The 21,790-nt window shown below is 39.1% G+C and carries 20 protein-coding genes, 1 other RNA gene and 3 pseudogenes; 10 read left to right on the plus strand and 14 right to left on the minus strand.

Features of this window, described 5'->3' with window-relative positions; genetic code table 11:
* Positions 1-171 precede the first annotated feature (171 nt).
* From P3G65_RS07775 to P3G65_RS07795, 5 genes and pseudogenes are all read right to left on the minus strand, one after another.
* Positions 172-402: pseudogene (locus P3G65_RS07775) on the minus strand (transposase); the annotation flags it as partial.
* A 59-nt stretch (positions 403-461) separates the two neighbouring features.
* Positions 462-1,414: pseudogene (locus tag P3G65_RS07780) on the minus strand (IS30 family transposase).
* A 104-nt stretch (positions 1,415-1,518) separates the two neighbouring features.
* Positions 1,519-2,448 (minus strand): bifunctional oligoribonuclease/PAP phosphatase NrnA, encoded by a 930-nt coding sequence (locus P3G65_RS07785; RefSeq protein ID WP_019291840.1) that lies wholly within the window; start codon positions 2,446-2,448, stop codon positions 1,519-1,521.
* A gap of 10 nt (positions 2,449-2,458) precedes the next feature.
* On the minus strand, positions 2,459-3,739 hold the full coding sequence (locus P3G65_RS07790; RefSeq protein ID WP_019291841.1) for a DRTGG domain-containing protein: 1,281 nt from the start codon (positions 3,737-3,739) through the stop codon (positions 2,459-2,461).
* Positions 3,732-4,301 carry a GNAT family N-acetyltransferase gene (locus P3G65_RS07795; protein ID WP_284071150.1) on the minus strand — a complete coding sequence of 190 codons (570 nt, stop codon included), beginning with the start codon at positions 4,299-4,301 and terminating at the stop codon, positions 3,732-3,734. Before P3G65_RS07795 ends, P3G65_RS07790 begins: the two co-directional genes overlap by 8 nt.
* An 80-nt stretch (positions 4,302-4,381) precedes the next feature.
* Between P3G65_RS07795 and P3G65_RS07800 the strand changes: the two genes are divergently transcribed.
* Genes P3G65_RS07800 through P3G65_RS07835 form a run of 8 tightly spaced genes read left to right on the plus strand, consistent with a single transcriptional unit; the run spans position 4,382 to position 12,324 of the window.
* Positions 4,382-5,518 (plus strand): isochorismate synthase, encoded by a 1,137-nt coding sequence (locus tag P3G65_RS07800; RefSeq protein ID WP_019291843.1) that lies wholly within the window; start codon positions 4,382-4,384, stop codon positions 5,516-5,518.
* A 2-nt stretch (positions 5,519-5,520) separates the two neighbouring features.
* Positions 5,521-7,167: a 2-succinyl-5-enolpyruvyl-6-hydroxy-3-cyclohexene-1-carboxylic-acid synthase gene (gene menD, locus P3G65_RS07805; protein ID WP_019291844.1), complete on the plus strand. Its 1,647-nt coding sequence runs from the start codon at positions 5,521-5,523 to the stop codon at positions 7,165-7,167.
* Positions 7,157-7,984 (plus strand): 2-succinyl-6-hydroxy-2,4-cyclohexadiene-1-carboxylate synthase, encoded by an 828-nt coding sequence (gene menH / locus P3G65_RS07810; protein WP_019291845.1) that lies wholly within the window; start codon positions 7,157-7,159, stop codon positions 7,982-7,984. Before menD ends, menH begins: the two co-directional genes overlap by 11 nt.
* A 31-nt stretch (positions 7,985-8,015) precedes the next feature.
* A complete protein-coding gene (gene menB / locus P3G65_RS07815; protein WP_019291846.1) occupies positions 8,016-8,858 on the plus strand; it encodes a 1,4-dihydroxy-2-naphthoyl-CoA synthase in 843 nt (280 codons plus the stop codon).
* A gap of 3 nt (positions 8,859-8,861) precedes the next feature.
* The gene (gene menE, locus P3G65_RS07820) at positions 8,862-10,214 is read left to right on the plus strand and encodes an o-succinylbenzoate--CoA ligase (protein WP_019291847.1); all 1,353 of its coding nucleotides are present in this window, start codon (positions 8,862-8,864) and stop codon (positions 10,212-10,214) included.
* Positions 10,204-11,307, plus strand: coding sequence for an o-succinylbenzoate synthase (gene menC / locus P3G65_RS07825; RefSeq protein WP_019291848.1), 1,104 nt, complete (start codon positions 10,204-10,206; stop codon positions 11,305-11,307). Before menE ends, menC begins: the two co-directional genes overlap by 11 nt.
* Positions 11,304-11,681: a PaaI family thioesterase gene (locus tag P3G65_RS07830; protein ID WP_019291849.1), complete on the plus strand. Its 378-nt coding sequence runs from the start codon at positions 11,304-11,306 to the stop codon at positions 11,679-11,681. Before menC ends, P3G65_RS07830 begins: the two co-directional genes overlap by 4 nt.
* Positions 11,674-12,324 (plus strand): GNAT family N-acetyltransferase, encoded by a 651-nt coding sequence (locus P3G65_RS07835; protein ID WP_019291850.1) that lies wholly within the window; start codon positions 11,674-11,676, stop codon positions 12,322-12,324. The genes P3G65_RS07830 and P3G65_RS07835 overlap by 8 nt, the downstream gene beginning before the upstream one ends.
* Before the next feature lie 423 nt (positions 12,325-12,747).
* Here P3G65_RS07835 and rhaM read toward each other — a convergent pair whose 3' ends face one another.
* The 9 genes and pseudogenes from rhaM to P3G65_RS07880 form a co-directional block, all read right to left on the minus strand.
* Positions 12,748-13,044: an L-rhamnose mutarotase gene (gene rhaM / locus P3G65_RS07840; protein ID WP_019291851.1), complete on the minus strand. Its 297-nt coding sequence runs from the start codon at positions 13,042-13,044 to the stop codon at positions 12,748-12,750.
* A 30-nt stretch (positions 13,045-13,074) separates the two neighbouring features.
* On the minus strand, positions 13,075-13,899 hold the full coding sequence (rhaD, locus tag P3G65_RS07845) for a rhamnulose-1-phosphate aldolase (RefSeq protein WP_019291852.1): 825 nt from the start codon (positions 13,897-13,899) through the stop codon (positions 13,075-13,077).
* A 12-nt stretch (positions 13,900-13,911) separates the two neighbouring features.
* Positions 13,912-14,121, minus strand: a pseudogene (locus tag P3G65_RS07850) (L-rhamnose isomerase); the annotation flags it as partial.
* A 188-nt stretch (positions 14,122-14,309) separates the two neighbouring features.
* Positions 14,310-16,286 (minus strand): VWA domain-containing protein, encoded by a 1,977-nt coding sequence (locus tag P3G65_RS07855; protein WP_019291854.1) that lies wholly within the window; start codon positions 16,284-16,286, stop codon positions 14,310-14,312.
* Positions 16,287-16,715: 429 nt separating this feature from the next.
* Positions 16,716-16,813: signal recognition particle sRNA small type (ffs, locus tag P3G65_RS07860), an RNA gene on the minus strand.
* A 53-nt stretch (positions 16,814-16,866) separates the two neighbouring features.
* A complete protein-coding gene (locus P3G65_RS07865) occupies positions 16,867-17,328 on the minus strand; it encodes a hypothetical protein (RefSeq protein ID WP_019291855.1) in 462 nt (153 codons plus the stop codon).
* 78 nt (positions 17,329-17,406) lie between these two features.
* Entirely contained in the window at positions 17,407-17,898 is a 492-nt protein-coding gene (gene tadA, locus P3G65_RS07870) for a tRNA adenosine(34) deaminase TadA (protein ID WP_019291856.1), read from the minus strand.
* Positions 17,898-18,632, minus strand: a complete 735-nt coding sequence (locus P3G65_RS07875; RefSeq protein ID WP_019291857.1) for an MBL fold metallo-hydrolase — start codon at positions 18,630-18,632, stop codon at positions 17,898-17,900. The genes tadA and P3G65_RS07875 overlap by 1 nt, the downstream gene beginning before the upstream one ends.
* A complete protein-coding gene (locus P3G65_RS07880) occupies positions 18,629-19,300 on the minus strand; it encodes a YoaK family protein (RefSeq protein ID WP_019291858.1) in 672 nt (223 codons plus the stop codon). Before P3G65_RS07880 ends, P3G65_RS07875 begins: the two co-directional genes overlap by 4 nt.
* A gap of 236 nt (positions 19,301-19,536) precedes the next feature.
* Here P3G65_RS07880 and P3G65_RS07885 point away from each other — a divergent pair, with 236 nt between their 5' ends.
* Both P3G65_RS07885 and P3G65_RS07890 read left to right on the plus strand, forming a co-directional pair.
* On the plus strand, positions 19,537-20,304 hold the full coding sequence (locus P3G65_RS07885; RefSeq protein WP_019291859.1) for a (Fe-S)-binding protein: 768 nt from the start codon (positions 19,537-19,539) through the stop codon (positions 20,302-20,304).
* A 13-nt stretch (positions 20,305-20,317) separates the two neighbouring features.
* Positions 20,318-21,790, plus strand: coding sequence for a LutB/LldF family L-lactate oxidation iron-sulfur protein (locus P3G65_RS07890; RefSeq protein WP_019291860.1), 1,473 nt, complete (start codon positions 20,318-20,320; stop codon positions 21,788-21,790).

The following is a 21,790-nucleotide window of genomic DNA, read 5'->3' on the forward strand; positions in this document are numbered from 1 at the left end:
TACAGTTTTTTCAAAAAACAAATATTCACTTCCCATCAAAATGAATAATCTTTAAAGTGTTTTTACTCTAAACACACACTATACTTGACAAATGGTAGAAAAAGCCCTCAAAGAAAGAACTTCGATACTGTCAATAATTTTGTGTAAACACTCTAGTAGAGTTACGGAGTTTTAATCAAATAAGCTTTCAAGTGTGTCAGAACATTGGCCAAACCCATTACGAATTCGTTGACTTTGCTTGAAATTATAATCTTCAAACAGAGTAACTAAATAACGTTCCGTAGCCTCCTCATTAGGGAAAAGAACCTTCTTTTTCGTTTGACGTTTAATTTTTTTGTTAAGAGACTCAATGAGGTTTGTCGAATAAATGCTATGCCAAATTTGGTAGGGAAACGGATAAAAAGCTTGAATTGTCAAGTTAAGTGCACCCCCTCATCGAAAAAGATTTCATAAGGTGTCTTCTAGCCTAAGACTTTTTTAGGTCTTAGATTAAGTTTCTCAATATATTTATGAATGATTTCTATAGGAATTTCATCCATTGATTGCGTTTTAGGTAAATATTCTCTAATTAATCCATTGGTATTTTCATTTGTCCCTCTCTGCCATGGTGCATGAGGATCTGGAAAATAAAATGGAATATGGAGTTGCTCAGTCACTTCTGAATGCTTAGAAAATTCCTTACCTCTATCTGGAGTAATTGTCTTCACTCTAGTTTCTTCAATCGTTTGGAAAAGTTCAATTATTTTATTTTAAACGAGTTCTGATAATTTTTTATCAATTTTCCCAGCAAGTAAATAACGAGACTTTCGATCCGTAAGAGTGACTAAACAGGATCCTCCAGATTTTCCAGTACCGTATCCGCTTCCCAACGTCCAATTTCTAGGCGTTGATTTGCGCTTTCGGGACGTTCATGAATTGTATGGGAAATAGGAATTTTTTCTCTCTTTTCCTGGTACCCTTTAGAATGCCTTGTTTTGCCTTTATGACGCAGGGAACGAATTAACCCACGCTTGCCATGATTTAATCTTTCAAGCTCAAATACGCCATTATAAATTGTTCTATAAATGGTCGTGGAGCTGACTTTTATTTCCGATTTTTCATGTTTTAAGCGTGCAGATATTTGTTCTGGCGACCATTGTAAATCAACGAAGAGATGGCGAACAGTTTTCCAGGCTTGAAGATGAGAGAAGATTGATTTTCGACCACATTGACTCTTTCGTTTTTGATACTTTGATTGCGCAATAATAGGGGAATAAGTCTTATCTTTACTATTTCTACGAAGTTCTCTTGAGATAGTTGAGGCACTACGATTCAGTCGACGTGCAATCTCTCGAAGAGAAACATTCTGAGAAGACCATAAAAATATATTTTCTCTCTCGAATATTGTAAGATGAGTATAGGGATTATTCATAATTCTCCAGTCTAATGATGTTCTTGACAAACTTATTATACTGGTTTTTATGGATAATCTTTTTTCTGTTGCACTTAAATTATAAATTCAAGAACAAATTACTTCTACTATTTCTTCTCCAAATTATCTTGCAACTCCTGCCAAATTTGCTCATTTTCTTCCAAAGAATATGAGTTAGCGCCGGAAGCTAAAGCATGTCCACCTCCATCGTGCTTTTTAGCAATTTCGTTGATGGGTACGGTTTTTGAACGCATCCGTACACGATAGTGTCCGTCTGCTTGTTCCACAAAAATCGCCCATGATTGTACATCGCGGATACTTCCTGGGGTGCCAACGATACTTGATGTTTCGGCATCCCGTAAATTGAATTTTTCCAAAACCTCTTTACTTAAAAGCACACGTCCTGCACCATTTTCGGAAATTTCAAGATTTTCGTAAACATATCCTTGCAAACGCGCGACTTTCATATCAAATGAAGTCATTTCTCGCCCTAATGCTGGACGGTCAAAGTCAAACTCTGCAAGCTTACTTGCTAAATAAAGGGTTTGAGCTGAGGTTGCTGGATATAGGAAACGTCCAGTATCACCAACAATTCCCCCATAAAGAAGGCGCGCTGCTTCTTCATTCAAAGCTAAATCATGGTTCAATGCAAAATCTGTAATAATCTCGGAAGCCGAACTGCGATCTGGCTCAACCAGACGTAAATCTCCGTAAGCATCATCATTTGGATGGTGGTCTATTTTAATGACATAGTCTGCTTGCATCCATCTGTCATCATCAATCCGTGGTGTATTTGCTGTATCACAGACGATACTAAGGTATCTTATCCCCGACTCCAGCTCCACCTGATCCATCTCGGCCAAATAAGTAAGTGTTGGTTCATCATAACCCACAGCATAAATTTTCTTTTCTGGGAAATTTGCTCTTAAAATAGCACGCAAACCGCACTGAGAGCCTAGCGCATCTGGATCTGGATTTTTATGACGATGAATGAGAATCGTGTCGTATTCTTTGATTTTTGTAAGTATTTCTTTCATTATTTTTTCCTTATGTAATTTGTAGATTCACAACTGCTTTGGCGATGATATTGTTGACATAATAAATTTCAATATCTATAACCGCGCCTAAACGGGTCTCGTTGATGACTTTGGGATAAATTTCCAATAGATTATCAATCGCGACCGTGCCCATCACGTTGAGATTCATTGACTCTAGGATAACATTTCTGCGTCGTCTTTTGTCAAGTGTTCTTTGAACGACGATTGCGACAATCTCACTCAGAGCAGCACTTGAAATATTTCCGACATTATTGACCATGAGCGGTTCAACCATCACAGTATATGCAGAGCCTTTTTCACTGATCTTACTGGACATGTCTTCACTAAAGGTATGTGTCACTTGGCTTTCTTCTTGGCTTCTTTGAAGACTTTCTAGCACTTCAGACTTGGTCACCACACCAGCATAGGTGTAATCCTTATTAACGATTGGCATGATGTCATAACCTTCATGAATCATCTTTTGTGAAATGCTCGCCACCGTCATTTTTTGCTTGGCAACAGCGGGATAGTTCATCAGCTTGTTAATTTGCGTATCTAGACTTTTATGAGCAATATCGCGCATACTGACAACGCCAACAACTACACGATAAGGATTAACTACCACAAAACGGCTTAAATTGGTCCGTTTCATCAACTCCATAAAGTCTTTTACCGTATCTTCTTCACGTAATGCAGGGCGATGATCGTGGGAAATTTCAGCTACTGTGATGATATCTTTTTTTATTAATTCATTTGCTAAAGCATGACTGATACGATTTGCAACTGTAAAGGTGTCGTAAGTCGCGCGCATAAGCGGAATCCCCATCTCATTTGCATAATCAATAACATCCTGTTCAACATCGAAACCACCTGTAACAAGCACAGCACTTTGACCATGCAGAGCCATACTCTGAATGTCTTTACGGTCACCGACAATCATCAAACTGTTTTTCATCAAAAACTTTTTCACACTTTCCGGCTGCATGGCACCGATGGAAAAACGACTAAATTCAACCTCAAGTCCAGCATGTCCACCCAAGATTTCAGCACTGGCAATTTCAGCAATTTTTCCGAAAGTCAACTTATGGTTACGTTTTTGTCCTTTCACCGATACTCGAACAGTACCTGAGCGGTCATTTACAGCAACTAAACCACGATTTTCTGCTTCTTTAATGGCACGATAAGCTGTGCCATCTGCCACTTTTAAACGATTAGCGATACTACGGACACTGACTTGCTTACCAATGTCAAGTTTTTCTATATAATTAAGAATTTCTTCGTGTTTAGACATGAGATACTCCTAAGACTTGATTTCCTTTTTTAATAGCAAACTCCTCGAATTCAGAGATGCATCCTTTATTGTATTGTGTGCTACCTTTAAAACGGCCAATTCGCTTATAGCCTACTTTTTGAGCCACCTGTATCGAGCTGAGATTTTCCCGATCACAATTGAGCACAAGTTGCTTCAACCCAATCTCTTTAAGACAAACTTGGGTTACAGAAGCGAGCGCTTCAGTCATCAGACCTTGATTCCAATATTTTTTGTGAAGCACATAGGACAACTCTGCTGTACCTTTTTGCTCAACCAGCTTTGAAAACTGGATCAAACCAATCATTTTTTGCTCTGATTTTAGTTCGATTGCCCATTTACCTAAGGGCTCTTTCATGAAATAATTGGCTATGACAAAGCTGGTATGTGCAAGATTTGGATGAGGATTAAAGACAAATCGAAGATTGCTTGAATCAGAGCTATATTCAAACATATCGGCTGCATCAGACATGACAAAAGGGCGAAGCCACAGCCTGTTGGTTTCAATCTTTTGGTGTTCCGCAAGTTTTACATTGATATTCATTATCACTGTTCCAGATTCTTTTTTTTAATAAGCCTATTATATCACGTTACTTCTGCTATCTGTGATATAATTTCATTACTATGAACTATAGACGGATAAATCTCAAATTAGAGCACCCGCTTGCCTTTTGGTCTGCTTTCCCTGACCCTAGTGAGCGTTTTTTTTGGTACGATAGCCAAAAGCAAGCGTTGATTATTGCCAGTCAACGCTTGCAAGCTGTGCAAGAACAAGATATCGGAAACTATCCTTACGTTTTTTACAGCCAGAGTTTTTTTGATGAAGTAAATGATGAGCTTTGGCAAGATTTCGGAAACGAGATTGTCGCTTTTAAGCATTACTTTGTACAAACACCTACAGAGTCTTATGTTTTGTCCTGTGATTCTCTCCCAGAAATTACGGACGAAAAGGGAAGTAAACTGTCCAACAGCTATACAGAAGAAGCTTCGGATTATCAAGAATGGCAAAGCCTTTACCAAAAGTTACAGGAAAATATTGCGCAGGGCAAAACAATCAAAATCGTAGCTTCTCGTCAAATTAAATTTACGAGTGAGCAGACTTTTAAGATTGAGCCTATCCTTGAGCGGTTGATAGAAAATAACCCTTCAGCTTTTATTTTTGCTTATCATAAAGCTGGTAAAACATTTCTTGGTGCTTCACCTGAAATTTTGGTCCAGAAAGAAGGTAATCATATTCTGAGCTATGCTTTAGCTGGAACCTTTCCACGGTCTCTCGCTCAGGGCGATACCCGCTTACTTAAAGACCCTAAAAATCTTCATGAACACCAGATTGTTGTCCAAAAGATTAAGAACAAGATGTTGGAGAAATCACCCCAAGTTCAGATAGGAGAAACGGGGATAATAGCTCTGAAGAATGTGTATCATCTTCGAACACTCTTATCGACGATTGACACCTCCAATTCTCTAATCGACTGGGCCAAGCACCTTCATCCTACACCCGCACTGGGTGGACAGCCTAGTAAAGCGGCACTGGATTTCCTCCGTGTCAATGAAAAACACGAACGCGGACTTTATGCGGCACCTTTAGGGTTGATCGATGCGCAGGGAGATGGAACCCTCATTGTTGCTATTCGTTCCGCACTATTTGATGGTAAAACCTGCTACGCTTATGCCGGTTGCGGCATTGTTGCCGCTTCAGACTGTCAAGACGAATTTGATGAAACAAAGATAAAATTAAAAACAATACTCGAGGCACTTTAAAAATGAACAATGAATATTTAGCACCACTTGTTGATGAATTTTTCAATCTAGGCGTACGTGAAGCTGTATTTAGCCCGGGGTCACGTTCAACTGCTCTTGCCATGCTTTTTGAAGAGTACGGCAAATATGACACTTATGTCAACATTGATGAACGCTCAGCTGCCTTTTTTGCCCTTGGTATAGCGAAAGCTCACCAACGTCCAGTGGTTCTTATCTGTACTTCTGGTTCTGCTGCTGCTCACTATCTCCCCGCCATTACTGAAGCGAAACACAGTCGTGTCCCTCTCATTATTTTGACCGCGGATCGGCCCAATGACTTGCAATTTGTGGGCGCTGCACAAACCGTGAATCAGGCGGATTACTTTGGTAAATTTGTTAACCATTATGAAGAGTTAAGTCATCCCAATGCTCATAATTTCTGGACTTATCCCCGTAAGGTCGCACAACGTGCCTATATGGCATCTACTCATACTCCTGCTGCTGCCGTGCAAATCAATGTGCCTATCAGTGAGCCTTTGATTCCAGAACTGAACCCAGAACATTACCAAAAAAGCCGCGCGCCTTTCTCTCTCAGTCAAGGGAAAATGCAGCCGCAGTTTGTTCCTGGATTAAGTGGCAATGTGCTCATTCTCGCAGGACCCGATAGTAACTCGGATTATCAAAAAGCACTTTTAGACCTTTCAGAAAAGATTCAGGCACCTATTTTAGCGGATCCTTTGTCTAATTTGCGTAATTTTAGTCATCCCAATATTATTGATGCTTATGACGCTTTTCTCACACAGCCAGAAATCCTCAGCACACTTAAAGTTGACTGTTTCCTTCAGTTTGGTCAAATCCCTGTATCGAAACGCGTTTTACAATTAATTGCTCACAATTCTCAGGCAGAGTATATCCAAGTCGATCCGGCGCTTGAATACCGCAACCCGAGTCAAACTACGACACAGGTTATCCAAGCTGATGTGGCACTTTTTTGCGCAGCAGTTCAACCTTCAACTGCTGGTAAAACAGCACTCAAGCAGTGGCAAAACTATCAGCATATCATGCGCCAAAAACTCGATACAGTTAAAGATGAAACTGCACCTTTTGAAGGGCGTTATGTTCAAAGTCTGCAAAACATGCTCCCTGAGCATGCACAACTTCTTATTTCTAACTCAATGGCCATACGCGATGTGGATTACTTTTGGCGCAGTCGCCAAGCCAATGTTCGTCTTTTAGGGAATCGTGGCACGAATGGTATTGACGGACAAGAATCAACTGCCTTAGGTATAGCTACAGGCGGACAGCCAACGGTCCTCTTGACCGGTGATCTCTCCATGCTTCACGATATCAATGGCTTAATCGTAGGTAAAACGCATCAGCTCAACTTAACCATCGTCCTTTTCAACAATGATGGTGGCGGAATTTTCCACCATCTGGCACAAAAGGGGCAACCGCATTTTGACTATCTGTTCTCAACGCCACACGGTTTGGATTTTGGTGGTTTATCGCAGTTGGTGGGCTTGGATTATCATCTCGTGGAAGATTATCAAGACTTTGAAAAACAATTCAGTCAAAGCTTTGCTCAAAAAGGTATTCATCTGTTGGAAATTAAAACGGACAAGGACGTGAGCTTAGACTTGCACAAAAAATATACGACTTATGCTATTTGAAGATAAATATATCCAGATTGATTCACTTCACTTTCATGTCAGGATACATGGTCAAGGCGAGCCACTTTTAGCCTTACATGGTTTTAGTCAGTCTGCTGTGACTTGGGAAAATTTAGATATACCTGGCTACCAAATCTTTGCTTTAGACCTTGTGGGACATGGAAAGTCTAGCAAACCGGAACAACTTGAGCCTTACACTTTGGAAAGCATTTGTGAACAGCTTAGGCAAATCGTACAAAGCCTCTTTCAAGAAAAAAGCTATAGCTTACTGGGTTATTCCATGGGCGGTCGGATTGCACTGCAATTTGCACTCAACTTTCCTGAGCAGCTCATTGAACAACTCATTATCGAATCCGCTGCCCCTGGCATAGCTGACATTAAACAACGTGAAAAACGTCTACAAGCTGATCTTCGCTTGGCTGAACACATCGAGGAAAATGGTGCTGTCTGGTTCGCCAATTATTGGGGGGCACTCCCAATCTTCCAAAGTCAGCAAAACCTTCCTCAGGAAGAGCAACATAAAATCTGGTCCAGCCGCGCACAAAATGCGCCTCATGCTCTGGCCCAAACTTTACGTGCTACAGGGCAAGGAAAGCTTCCAGACATCTCAGAGAAACTCCAAGATTTAAAGCTGCCACTCCTTTATATCACCGGTGCTCTGGATCAAAAATATAAACAAATTGCTGAACAAATCGGTACTTATTCAAAATCGCAAAGCCTGATTGTGGAAGACGCAGGGCATAATGTGCATCTTGAACTGCCGCAGCATTTTAATTTAATCTTAAAGACACATTTGCATGACTCAGCCATGCTATAATGAATAAATAAACAAAAAAAGGAGACAAACTATGTCAAAATATAACTGGCTTGCTTTAGACCGCAAGTACGAAGATGTCATTTACGAAACTTATAACGGTATTGCAAAAATTACGATCAATCGTCCTGAAGTACGTAATGCATTTCGCCCTAAAACAGTGGTGGAACTTATTGATGCCTTTACTGTAGCGCGTGACGACACTTCGATTGGTGTCATTGTTTTGACAGGTGCTAATCACGGCCAAGGTGAAGATAAGGAAGCTTTCTGTTCTGGCGGCGACCAAAAAGTACGTGGAGACGGTGGTTATGTTGGTGAAGATCAAATTCCTCGTCTTAACGTTTTAGACTTGCAACATCTGATCCGTATCACACCAAAACCTGTTATTGCGATGGTCAACGGTTTTGCTATCGGTGGTGGACACGTTCTCCACATCGTTTGTGATTTAACGATTGCTTCTGAAAATGCTAAGTTTGGTCAAACAGGACCACGTGTGGGTTCTTTTGATGCCGGTTATGGTGCAGGCCTCTTGGCTGCTATGGTTGGCCAAAAGAAAGCACGTGAAATCTGGTTCCTCTGCCGTCAATACACTGCGCAAGAAGCAATGGATATGGGCATGGTAAACACTGTGGTACCTTTTGATCAACTTGAAGAGGAAACAGTTAAATGGGCCGAAGAAATGCTTGCCTTGTCACCAATGGCACTTCGTATGCTTAAAGGCTCAATGAATGCGGCAACTGATGGACTTGCTGGCTTGCAACAATTTGCTGGTGATGCAACGCTCATGTACTACCTCAGTGACGAAGCCAAGGAAGGGCGCGATGCTTTCAAAGAAAAACGCAAACCTGACTTTGACCAATTCCCTAAATTCCCATAAGCCATGAAATGGTTAAAAGAACAGGCTGAAAAATCGCCAAATAAACTTTTCTTAAATCAGCTGACTTTTAAAGAAGTCTACGATAAAACTGTTCAGACAGCCCAACATTTAAACAAAGAAACAGCTAGGCACAACCGCCTAGCTCTTCTTTCAGAAAATTCGCCAGAAATGGCCATTGTGCTCTTTGCGCTATTGGCTTTGGACAAGGAAGTCCTCCTGCTCAATACGCATCTTACAGCCAATGAAATCCAAGAGCAACTGACTGAACTCGATGTGGAACTGCTGATTGCTTCGGATCAGCAAACCTACCCAGCAGACTTGTCTTTTTCTGACATCCATTCTTTAGAAACCCGTACAGCTGTGCTCAATTGGCAGCCAGCGCCAGAGAAAATTGCTGTGATTATGAACACCAGTGCAACAACTGGAAAGTTCAAATCTGTGCCTATCACATGGAAAATGCTTGGGGCACATGTGGCTGCTTCTGCAGCAACCATGGGCGTCCTTCCCGAGGACAACTGGCTTGTGGTCCTCCCCATGTTTCATGTCAGTGGTCTCTCCATTATCATGCGCAGTCTCTACAATGCCACTCAGGCCACCATACGTGCTTCTTTCGATGAGGAAGAGTTGATCAAACTGATGAATAACAGCTCGGTAAATATGGTTTCCATGGTACCGACCATGCTTAAACGTGTTCATGATAAAATTGCTGCCGAAAGTTTACGTGTCCTCTTATTAGGGGGCGAATTTATTCCGCAACCTTTGATACAGGCATGTTTTGCACAAGGCTTACCTGTATACAAGACTTACGGGATGACTGAAACTTTTTCCCAATCTGTCACCTTCAACATTTTGGAACATCCGGACAAGCTAACTTCTGTCGGTCAAGCACTTCCTGGCGTAGAGATTGAAATTTTAAATCCTGATGCCACTCAGGCGGGCGAAATACATCTAAAATCGCCAATGCTCATGAAAGGCTATCTTAATCAAGAGGATGTTCAACTTTTCAACACAGGTGATATTGGCTATCTTGATGAAGACAACTTCCTTTACATTCTCAATCGCCGTAAAGACATCATCATCTCAGGCGGGGAAAATATTTATCCCAAAGAGATTGAGGACTTACTCTATAGCTTAGAGGGTGTTGTCGAATGTGCGCTTGTCCCACAAGAAGATGAAACTTGGGGGCAAGTGCCACTTCTTTTCTACGCAGGTAGGCCTGATGCCCAAGAAATTACAAACTTTTTGAGCCAGCGTCTGGCCAAGTATAAACTTCCGCGCCAGATTATCAAAATGAACGCCCTCCCCAAAAATGCCTCAGGCAAAATTCTTAGGAAAAATTTAAAAAATGAAGCTTAAATCGATCAGTTTGAATCACGTCCAACTCCCGATGAAGTTTAACTTCAAGACAGCCAAAGGTGAGCTGAAACTGCGTGACACCATCATTATCATTGCTGAAGACGAAAACGGCCAGCGTGGATATGGCGAATGCGTAAGCTTTACTACACCTTTCTACACGCAAGAAACTTTTGAAAGCTCATGGGACTCCTTAGTGCAGACTTACATTCCAAAAGTAATGACAACACACTTTACACATCCCTTTGACATTCACCAATTTTTTGAGCAGCCCTTGCCGATGGCAATGGCAGGTTTGGAAAATGCCTTGGTGGACCTTTATTACAAATCCAAGGATGAAAATACAATCGCTGCCCTTTTTCCTGAGCCCTTAACAGACACTTTATCCCGTGGTGCCGTCTTGGGAGATGTTCCTTTTGAACAGCTTCCTAGAAAAATCGATGAATTAGTCGCTCAAGGTGTGGAAAGAATAAAGCTAAAAATTAAACCCGCAGATGGTTTTGAGCGCGTCCAATACGCCGTGAAGCATTATCCTCACCTCCAATGGGTTGTTGATGCCAACCGTTCTTATACGCTTGAAAATATTGAAGCATTGACAAAGCTCGATCAATTTGGACTTGTCTGCATTGAGGAACCTTTTGCTACCGATAATCTTGAAGACTATAAAAACATTCTTCCGCAGCTTTCAACACCTCTCTGTTTTGACGAAAATGTCCAAAGTTGGAGTGATTTACAGGCCCTTTCTCAACTTAAGGGAAAGACCATGCTCAATATCAAAATTGGCCGCTTAGGTGGACTTTATCAAACAAAAGAAGCCATCGCCTTTTGCCGGAAAAATAACATCTCTTTCTGGACTGGCAGCATGGTCGAAAGTGGTATTTCCAAGATATTGCATACACAACTGGCCACTTTAAGCGACAATGCCATGCCCGGGGATTTATCAGATTCGTCCTATTATTTTCATGAAGATTTGATTGTACCAGAAATTAAATTTATTGAAGGCAAGATGAAGAGACCACGTGGCAAGGGCTTGGGTGTGGCTATCAATCAGACAGCACTTGAGCATTACACTGTGAAAAAGGAGATTTTTACATGACTTTGATTGAACAACTGGGTATTCAACAGCTAACTTTAACCCCAACAGGTTTTACTGCTCAAATGCCTTTAGAAGCCTTTCACGCGCAACCTCAAGGTTTCTTAAATGGTGGCGCAACGCTGGCCTTTGCTGAGGTTGCGGCTGGTATGGCAAGTAATCTCTTGCTTGACGATAAACATTTTGCTGTCGGCCAAGCGGTTAATGGCAATCATCTGAACCCAACTAAAGCAGCTGGAATGCTCTTTGCGCAGGGACTTCTTCTGCACAAAGGTGGGCGCACCCATGTTTGGGAGATGAAGTTTACAGATGCGCAAGAGATTTTAGTGGCACAAGTCACCGTAACGAACGCTATTGTGGAAAAAAGATATGGATAAAGACAACTTAGTATTTACAGAATTGGTGGATATAAATGAAGCCGAACTTGCGGATATCAATCAATTGATTATTGACACTTGGGCTTATCAAGAGTGGAATAAACAAGAACATGTCTTGCCTATGGCTGACTTTTTTCTTGAAACAATCCTCTTGACCTCCACAAAGGTTTTTGTCGCTAAAGATAAAGGAAAAATTATCGGTATCGTCGCTGCTGCTCTCACTCCTGATCTGCTTCCTAAAAGTCGGATAAGGTACCGCCAACTTGAAGCTCTGAGTTTAATCATCAACCAAGGGAAACCCGAAACCGTTTTTGACTTTTACTTGGAAACCATGAAGCTCAATGAGGAACTCATACAGCAAAACAAGCAAACATTTGATGCTGCCTTAAACCTTTTAATCTTAAATGAGCACTATAAAGGCTTAGGTCTTGGCAGCAAGCTCTATCAACTTTTCCTTGATTACTTGAAGGAAAATAAGGCAAAAACCTTCTTCCTCCTGACAGACAGCTATTCAAATTATCCTTTTTACGAGAAAAAAGGCTTAAAAAGAATCGCATCACGGCGCTTCTCCTGGAGTAATAATGCGGAAGTTTCCGAGGAGGATGTTGAGGAATATTATGTTTATGCGGGGCGAGTGAGTTGATCCGTTTGATAATCTTATTAGTAAAAGTTATAATAATATATTCTTCTTAAGTTTTAGGTATTCTAGTACGTTGTATTAGTCAAGATAAGAAATTATATTTTGAGTCAAATTGTTTCACTGTATCAATGTGCATCATATTGACTTGAAAATAGCACTTCTAATTTAATATTTGGATAAACTAAAGAGTACCGTATTTTATTTCAAGCGTTGATATTAAATAATATAATTTCTCTATTATAATATTATAAAACAGAAAGAGACTCATTCTAAGATACATTAAAACTCATATAATATTATATGAGTTTTAATGTACTTTTTTCAAAAAATTAATAAAAATCATTTCATAAGTTGTCAAAATTTTGATTCGTTTACGGTCTATAGAATATTTTGAGATACAATTATAGAGAGAATTAAACTTTATTTTCAATGTTCTAACTCAAAAATTTTTAGTAGCTCAACAGATGAAGGGCTATTATCATAGTTTGTATCCATAATATCAGACATAAAATCCCACCATTTTTGATTTACTACTGTTTTTGAAGTTTTCAACCATCTCTCTTCATCCTCAATTTCTAAATAAGCATATAATGCACAAGTAAAGGGGTCAAGAAAAATTGAATAAGAAATTACGCCGTGAACTTTTAACATCTCGACCATCTCCGGCCAAATTTCATCATGCCTCTTTTGATATTCTTTTTCACATCCTTTTAAAAGTTGCATCTTTACTGCTTTTTTATCATTCTATTCCTCTTAAATATCTAAATACCCTTCATGTGGGGTTACACCAAAAGCATCTGCAAGACGTTGAAGATTTTCATCTTCTAGAGTCTGTCTAACTCCTCCCTGTGCTTGAACATAGGTGTAGACTTGTGCAGCCTTTTCTGCCGTTTCAATCAAGCCAAATGTCTCATCCATATCACGGCCTGCTCCATAGATACCGTGTTGTGGCCAGACTACTAGACGTGTTTCTTTCATTTTACTTGCTGTTGCTTCACCAATTTCATTTGATCCTGGGATAAGCCATGGGATAATGGATAGCCCTTCAGGAAAAACAACTAGACATTCTGTACACATCTGCCATAAAGTTCTTGTAAAAGTACGTTCATTCAGTTCATGTGTAAATGTCATTGCCAAAAGATGCGTCGCATGATTGTGCATGATAATCCGGTTTTCAGGGTCAACTTCTAGCCGTGCAATATGACTCATGAAATGGCTAGGTAACTCGCTTGTAGGAAGAGCATCATTCTCGAGTCCCCAGAGTAATTCTACTGTATTACCTGAGTCAGATATACGGATAATTCCCATATTTTCTGCAGGAAAGTCTTGAATATTTTTAAAATATTTTCCAGATCCTGTCACGGCAAAATAACGACCCGCTAATTTGCTAGCATCAAACTTTATCGGAATTTCACGTATCACTTGTGCTACGTCTAGAAAAGGGGTAATCCAATCCTCATCTAGCAAGTAAGAAATATTCCCACCATTACGTTCATCCCAACCTAATCGATAAAGATTCGCACTTGTTTTCATTACTTCTTGCACAAAAGGTGCTGTTAAAATGTCTAACTTTTTCACTTTTCTCTCCTATTATTTACGTTCCATCAAGACTTCTTCTTCGTAATTGCGAACCTCTTCTAACCAGTCTAAACCAACAGGTACACCATTTTGCTCACAGAAGTAATTCCAGACATCGGCATAAGGAAAATCTTTCAACTCTTCTGTGTAGGCCATACGTTTAGTAAAATCAAATTCAAGCTCCATCTCTTTCAAATCTTGAATGGGTTCAAGCATATCCTTTCGATGAGTGACGGCGTAAGTTTTGATGAAGCTACAAACACTCTAAGCATTGACTTTTCGGGCAGTGCGGGGAGTACTAAACAAATTGTTGTGGAGTGATTTTCGTTAATTGGTGCCCTCTTCCTTAATTTATATAACTCCCTAACCTACCTTCAAATAAAAAAGCATCAGAAATTTCTGATGTCTTTTTATTTTATATTACTTTTTTCCTTATTTTTTAACATAAATTTTCTTACAAATACGAAAATCAATGCGAGGATAATGAAAAACAAACCAACTAGAGCTGTCTTTGTAACTTTTTCTCCAGCATTTGGCAAATGCTTCGAATCTCTCTTCGTATCTTCATTTGAAGTTGAGTTTGTTATCTCTGATGAAGATCCTGTTGTAGTTGAGGACTCTGTCGTTGGGGGTTCTGTGGTTGTTGGAGGTTCTGTGGTTGTTCCAATAAATGTATTCTTTATTGTGAATTTATTTCCATTTTGAGTAACTGTACTTTGAAACTCATCTGGTACTTTTATTTCTTCAACTTGGTAAGTAAAGTCATCACCGTTATTATTATACAACGGTAAGTCAACATTTTGAGCATTAACCTCTAAAGTTTTATATTCTTGCTTAAAGCCTTCTTCCTTTGTGAGTTTAATGATATCACTTGATGTCCATGTCTCAGAAGTTACCTGTTGACGTGTAACAATAAATTCTATAGAATCAGGTGTTTGATTTTTATCTATATTTTCCCAAACTTTTTCAACATCTAAAGAAATCTTTGGTGCTTTTATTGATGGTATCGGAAAATCTAATTCCTCGCCTGATTTGTTAGGATCTAAAGTCGTTCTCCCGTTACACAGATACCAGCTATCTCCCTTAAAATCAGAATTTTCGGTATCAATACGTACCTGATAGCTCAAAGTAATACGTTCATCGCTTCCAAGTGCAATTGAAGAAACTGAAATTGTTTGATTTGCTTCTGTAACTTTTATATCCTGAACCAAATCTGGTGCTTCTTGCCATACACCGCTACTATCTTTACGCCAGCCTTGTAGTTTGTAATTTTGTTCTGTGAAATTTCCTGAACCCTGTAGGAGGATACCTTCCCCCATCGGATCTGTAATCGTTCCATTAGGGATAGTTTTTAAAATATTATTTTGCAAGTTCTTAAAGACCTCTGCTAATCCTTCTAGATTTTCATCAATTGTATAATATCCTGAAGGATTAGAGGAAATATTTTTCGCTATATACTCTCCTCTTCCAGAAGGTGCTACGCCGACTGAATAACAAATTACCCCACTCTTTTTAAGCTTCATCACACTTCCCAAAGTGTCATCATTAATAACATTTTTATTCACTACAATCCCATTTGTATCTGAACCAGCACTTGTGGTGTGGTATAAAGGTGAGTCCGTCTGAAAATCTTCATGATATGTTGAGGTATGGTAGCCATTATAGTCGATAAGTTCTCCATTATTAGGATACTCAACAGCATCTGGAGCAGGAATATAACTGCGGTTAGCACTTCCATCCCCGATATGAACCAACATATGCTCCGCATCTCCACGCCCATCTTCCGTAAACATACGTTCTGCTTCAATAAGCCCTTTTTGAGTAAAGGTTCCAGATTGACTCTTTGCTCCATTAACCAAGAAATCATCTAAATAGTTGGCATCTGTGGAGAATGTTTGTGTGGAGTAAAGATTTCGATTATAACAAACCAATCCTACACGAACATGTCCTTCTTGCAAAACTTCAGCAATACTGGTTAAAAATTGATGCACTGCATTTTGTGTATTTTGGAGTTTTTCGCCAGACATTGTAGATGAAAAGTCGATAACGAAAACCAAGTCTATATCACGTGGCGGATTAATATCATTTCCCTTCACATCAAGGGTGACATCAAATAAACCTTGTTTTTCAGCATTTTCCTTTACGCTTTTTTTAACGTAAGCTTTATTATCGTAATTAACATAACCTTCACTATCAAAAGAAACGCCTGCTACATTACCATAATCATAATTATGTGTATTACCATTTGTAACACCATCTTTAATATATTTTCCTTGTTGGTCGTTCATATAAGGGAAATCTATTGTCTCAGCCTTAGCCAAAACTGCTTCTCCTCCAACAAAAATTAAAATCAAAAATAGTAAAAATAATTTAAATATCTTTTTCACTTTTTGTTTTCCAATCCGTTTATTTAGTAAATATAATAGTTGACTAACAAATTTAAATTTTTCACTTTATAGCAATAATATTTACACTGATGCGCTAATATCATATTAAGTATTAAGCAAAATTAAATCATACTCTATTCAATAGCATTATCTTTTCTTTCTAATAAATTGTAATTTTTCTGACAATCATGTGAAATCCTGTTATTCAAGGCTCTATGAGTCATTTACTTAACAGAAGAAAATTATTTCCAACTATTTTTTTATATTTTGTATAAAAAAAAGCTATGACAACTTCTCCTTTATATTTTTTTAGTTGAATCTTGCTATTATAATTACACTACTTACATTATTATATTCCCGGAAAAACACTTGCTTTATCAATCTTTATTTATATTTCTATACTATATTTCTGGAGTAACTAATATAAAAAAATGGTAAAAAAAAAGAGCACATAAGCTCCATACTTAGTGCTGCTACCGTCAGGTCCTGACACGCTTCGTAAGAAACTTATTGCTCCGAAATTTATTATAACATACTTCTTCTTGTTTTGACAAGCTTTGACTTTATCAAAAAAATTTTATCATTTACTTAAAGATTTCCGCTCCTTATAAACTTCCACAGCACGTTCATAATCTTCTTTCATGGTTGGAAACTGTTTCTTGATAGCATTTGCTCCAATAAAATAAAAGACAATCACCAAAATCAATACAAGGAAATTAATCAAAGAAAGAATAGCTACAAGCATACTATCTTGGGGTTGCGCAATGAGCGTCATCACATAAAAAATTGACAGTACGTTGTACAAATAATAAAGAATGGGTGCTACATGACAGATTTTAGGTGCGTGAATCCGTACATAACCAATATGGGTAATAATAGCAAACACAACAAGAATTACTCCTGCTGCATTGATCGTAAATCCAAGGAAGACAGCGATAAAAAGTACAATCAATCCAATAGGAATACTGATACTATTGAGCCAGGCGCGGTAAGGTGCTGTTTCTTCTTTGTAGCGCTGCTTGGGAGTTTTTTCGGCGTCCATGAGTTATCCTCGTTTTTCTATTTTATCCTTTGTCTATGGTAACAAAAACTTACAGAAATTTCCTATAAAAAAGAACAGTTACAGCTGCTCTTTTTTTTCTTTATTTCTCTTTCTCCGATGTTGGAAAAAATCTTTCATGATGTCGGCGCACTCAGCTTCTAAAATGCCACTTTCTAAAGTGACACGATGATTGAGCCGTTTATCTTCTAAGATTTGATACAAACTTACCGCTGCTCCAAACTTGGGATTTGTTGCACCAAAGTATACTTGTGGAATGCGAGCTAAACCAATGGCTCCAGCACACATAACACAAGGTTCAATAGTAACAAATAAAGCACAGTCTAATAAACGCCAGTTCCCCACAGCTTCATTAGCAGCTTCAATGGCGCAAATTTCTGCATGGTGCGTAGCACGGCCATCAAGTTCTCGGCGGTTAAAACCGCGGCCAATTACTTCACCATCGTGTACAATGACCACGCCGATGGGGACTTCTTCATTTTCTGCTGCCTTTTGGGCTTCAAGCAGTGCTTGCTGCATGAAATACTCTTTTTCTTGCTGACTAAACTCCATTATACCGTCCATTTCATATGGGGTTGAGCCAAGTCAACTGGTATATTTCCTGCTGCTTCTTGCGCTTCCTCACGTAATACTTGTAAATCACCAACTTGTGGCAGATGTGTGAGGACTAGTTTTTTCACATTGGCTTGTGCTGCAATTTCTCCTGCTTCTACACTGGACAAGTGGTTCGGCATTTTGACCTTATCCTTGAAGAAATAAACGTCAGCCAGCAAGATATCCGCATCTTTGGAAAAATCAACAAGTTCTGCAAAATATCCCGTATCTCCTGTATAAATTAAAACCTGTCCTGTCGCTCTCTCAACAATACGCATCGCGTAGCAAATAACAGGATGCACTGTTTTTAAGAACTGAATATCAAAGGGTCCAACAGATGTGCCGTTTTCGACATCATAAGCAATTCCCTCACTGACATTTTCCAAAGATAATTTTGAAAATTCGTATTCATTTTCCTGATGGCCATAAATTGGCAAAATTTGTGGTTTCACTGTTTGCAGCTGACGATATTGACGCAAAGCGCCTAAGTCTGCTATGTGGTCTTCGTGGTAGTGGCTCAAGATGATTGCATCCAAATCATTGGGTGAAAGCTCATGCTCAAGTTCCGTCACGGCACGTGATCCAGCATCCAATAAAAGGTTAAATCCTTCTTCACTTTGTAATAAATAAGAAGTTGTGCCTGCATCACGTGTGGGATATCCGCCCCATACACCAAGTGCTGTTAATTTCATATTGTCTCCTCTCTTTCAAACCTTAACATAAAGTAAACGATAATTAAAAATGTGCTAGATACCAGTAAGGTCCAGTTGCCAAAGATATCGGCACTATAAGTACCCAAGATAGTCCCTAGGAAGAAGGCACCGACCAGACTAGCAAAGACACGGAAGTTTTGTAAGTAGCGTTGTTCATGTGTCAACGCGTAATTCGTTAAGTTGACCATGGTTGATTTCAAATTTCCGGTCATCATGATACTTCCGTAAGGAAGTCCTCTTGTTTTACTGAAAGTATCGTGCTGAATGGCCATGAAGAATGATAAAAAGCCAACAAAAATGGAAACAGGTAATTTTAAAACCGTGGCATAAAGTAAGGTAAATACGGTCACGCCTGTCCACTGCAATAAGAGCAAATAAATCGTATCCGGCTTATTCTTCTTCCTTAAGTAATAAGAATATATATTTTTAAAAATTACTCCACAAGAAAAGAAAAGAACAGGAATGATAAAATCTGCTACACGTACAAAATTTCCTTTGGCTAAATAAACCGCTGCCTGTATCATGTTCCCCGTTTGCATCCCAATAAAGCGCCCATCAAAGTGGAAAAAGGAAAAAGCATCCATAAATCCAGCGTTCATCGCTAAGAGCGAGGCTACTCTTAGTTTTTCTCTCATTTCAGTGTTCATATTCTTATTATAGCATTCTTAAAACCTTTTGGCACAATTGTGTTTCGTTGATCTTCTATGGGCTACTTTTGTCCCTTTGACCTGTATCAAAAATAATATATAAACAAAATGCACTGTCAAATTCTTTTAACACCTCCTTTTTTTGAAAATATAAAAAAATCGGCTTATAATGAAAGTGCATACATATCTAAAGATATCGAATTTTTAATGAAAATTAAACAAATTAGGGAGAGCTTATGAAAGTTTCAATATTTTCCACTTGTGTGATGGACCTTATGTTTCCACAAGTTGGAATTGCAATGGTTGAAGTACTCGAACGTTTGGGAATTGAAACAGACCTACCTGAACAACAAATTTGCTGTGGACAACCTACTTATAACTCAGGGTTAGCTCAAGAATCCATGCCTACCATCAAAAACCAGATTGATGCTTTTGCATCTTCTGATTATGTGGTTGGTATAGCCGGATCTTGTTCAGGGATGTTCACTGAGTATCCACATATGTTCGATGAAGGCGATCCTTATAAAGAGAAAGCAATTGATTTAGCAGATAAATCCTATGAATTCACTCAATTTCTTTATCGAGTGTTAGGGATTGAAGATCTTGGTGCTACCTTTAATGGCGAGAAGGCAACTTACCATCGTTCTTGTCACATGACCCGCATATTAGGTGAACGAGAAGCTCCTTTTGTCCTATTAGAAAAAGTCAAGGGACTTGAGCTTCTTCCGCTGCCTCATTTAGAAAATTGTTGCGGTTTTGGTGGAACGTTCTCCGTTAAAGCTCCTGAAATCTCCGAAATGATGGTTGCTGAAAAAACAAGAGATATCTTATCAACGGGTGCCGAAATCTTAATTTCTGCTGATTTAGGTTGCTTAATGAATATCGGTGGAAAATTGAATCGTGATGGCAAAAAGGTTAGAGTCATGCACATTGCCGAAATTTTAAACACAAATGTTGATTTAGAAAGAATCGATGCAATCAAAAATCCAGCATTTATAAAATAAATAGGAGGAGAAAATGGGCCTTTCAACAAGTACAAAAACTTTCGCTGAACGTTTAGAAGAGAGTAAAAAAGACCAGTTTGCAAAAGCTGCGGTTGCACAAGCACAAGATGCTCAATGGGACAAACGAGAAGCAGCACGTGATGAACTAGTAAATTGGCAAGAATGGCGTGATATTGCTGAATCAATCCGTCAACATACTTTAAAATATTTACCACACTATTTAACTGAATTTTCGGATAATGTAGTCGCTCGTGGCGGACATGTCTTCTTTGCGGCTGATGCTAAAGAAGCTAATGATTATGTGAAACGTATTATTCTTGAAAAAAATGCTAAAAAGATTGTCAAATCAAAATCAATGGTATCCACTGAAGTAGACATTGATCCAATGCTCGTCTCCCTTGCTGATGATATGGAAATTTTAGAGACGGACTTGGCCGAATTTATATTACAAGTTGCTGACTGGGATGAGCCTTCGCATATTGTTTTTCCAGCTTTGCACAAAAATCGTGATCAGATTCGTGAAATTTTTGCTCAAAAACTTGGATATAAGGGAGACAATGATCCTGTTAATCTTGCACGATGTGCGCGTGATACTATGCGTAAACTTTTCTTGAAGTCGGAAGTAGGCATCACTGGGTGTAACTTTGCCATCGCCAATACTGGCGACATTAATTTATCGACCAATGAAGGAAATGCTGATTTAACGATTTCTATTCCTAAAACACAGATTGTGTTAATGGGAATGGAACGAATCGTTCCCTCTATTAAAGAAGCTGAAATCTTGGATAATATGCTTGCGCGTTCAGCTGTTGGGCAAAAATTAACAACTTATGTCACTTTTGCTGGTCAAAAAGCCGAGGACGAATCTGATGGGCCGGAGGATTTTCATGTTGTGATTATTGATAACGGCCGTTCAAATGCGATTGGAACTGCTTTTGAAGCTGTCTTACAGTGTATCCGCTGCGGTGCTTGCTTAAATGTTTGCCCTGTCTATCGTCAAATTGGAGGTCATGCTTACGGCTCTATTTACCCTGGTCCGATAGGCTCCGTTCTCTCTCCTGTTCTAGGAGGTTATGAACAATATGGAGATTTACCATATGCTTCTACCTTATGCGGAGCTTGTACAGAAACCTGTCCCGTAAAAATCCCTTTGCATGAACTTTTAATTGAACATCGTAAAGTCATGGAAGACGATTTGTCAATGCATCACGACGGTTCTTTTGTCAATTTTGAAATGAATGCGATTGGAAAAGGCACAAGTAGTCCCGCAATATTTGGAATGGCAATGAAGATGGCCCATACTGGTCTCAATATGTTACCCAAAAATAAGGAAGTAAGCGTTGGAGGTTCTTTGTTTAAGTACGGTGCAGTTAGCAAAGCACCTGCTCTAGCCAAAGGTTGGACGGTTGTTCGCGACTTACCTATAGCTCCTCCACATAAAGAACAGTTTCGTCGCTGGTATAAAAAACATAAGGCAGGTAAATAA

This window comes from Lactococcus sp. bn62, assembly GCF_029492705.2.
GTDB classification, from domain to species: Bacteria; Bacillota; Bacilli; order Lactobacillales; family Streptococcaceae; genus Lactococcus; species Lactococcus petauri.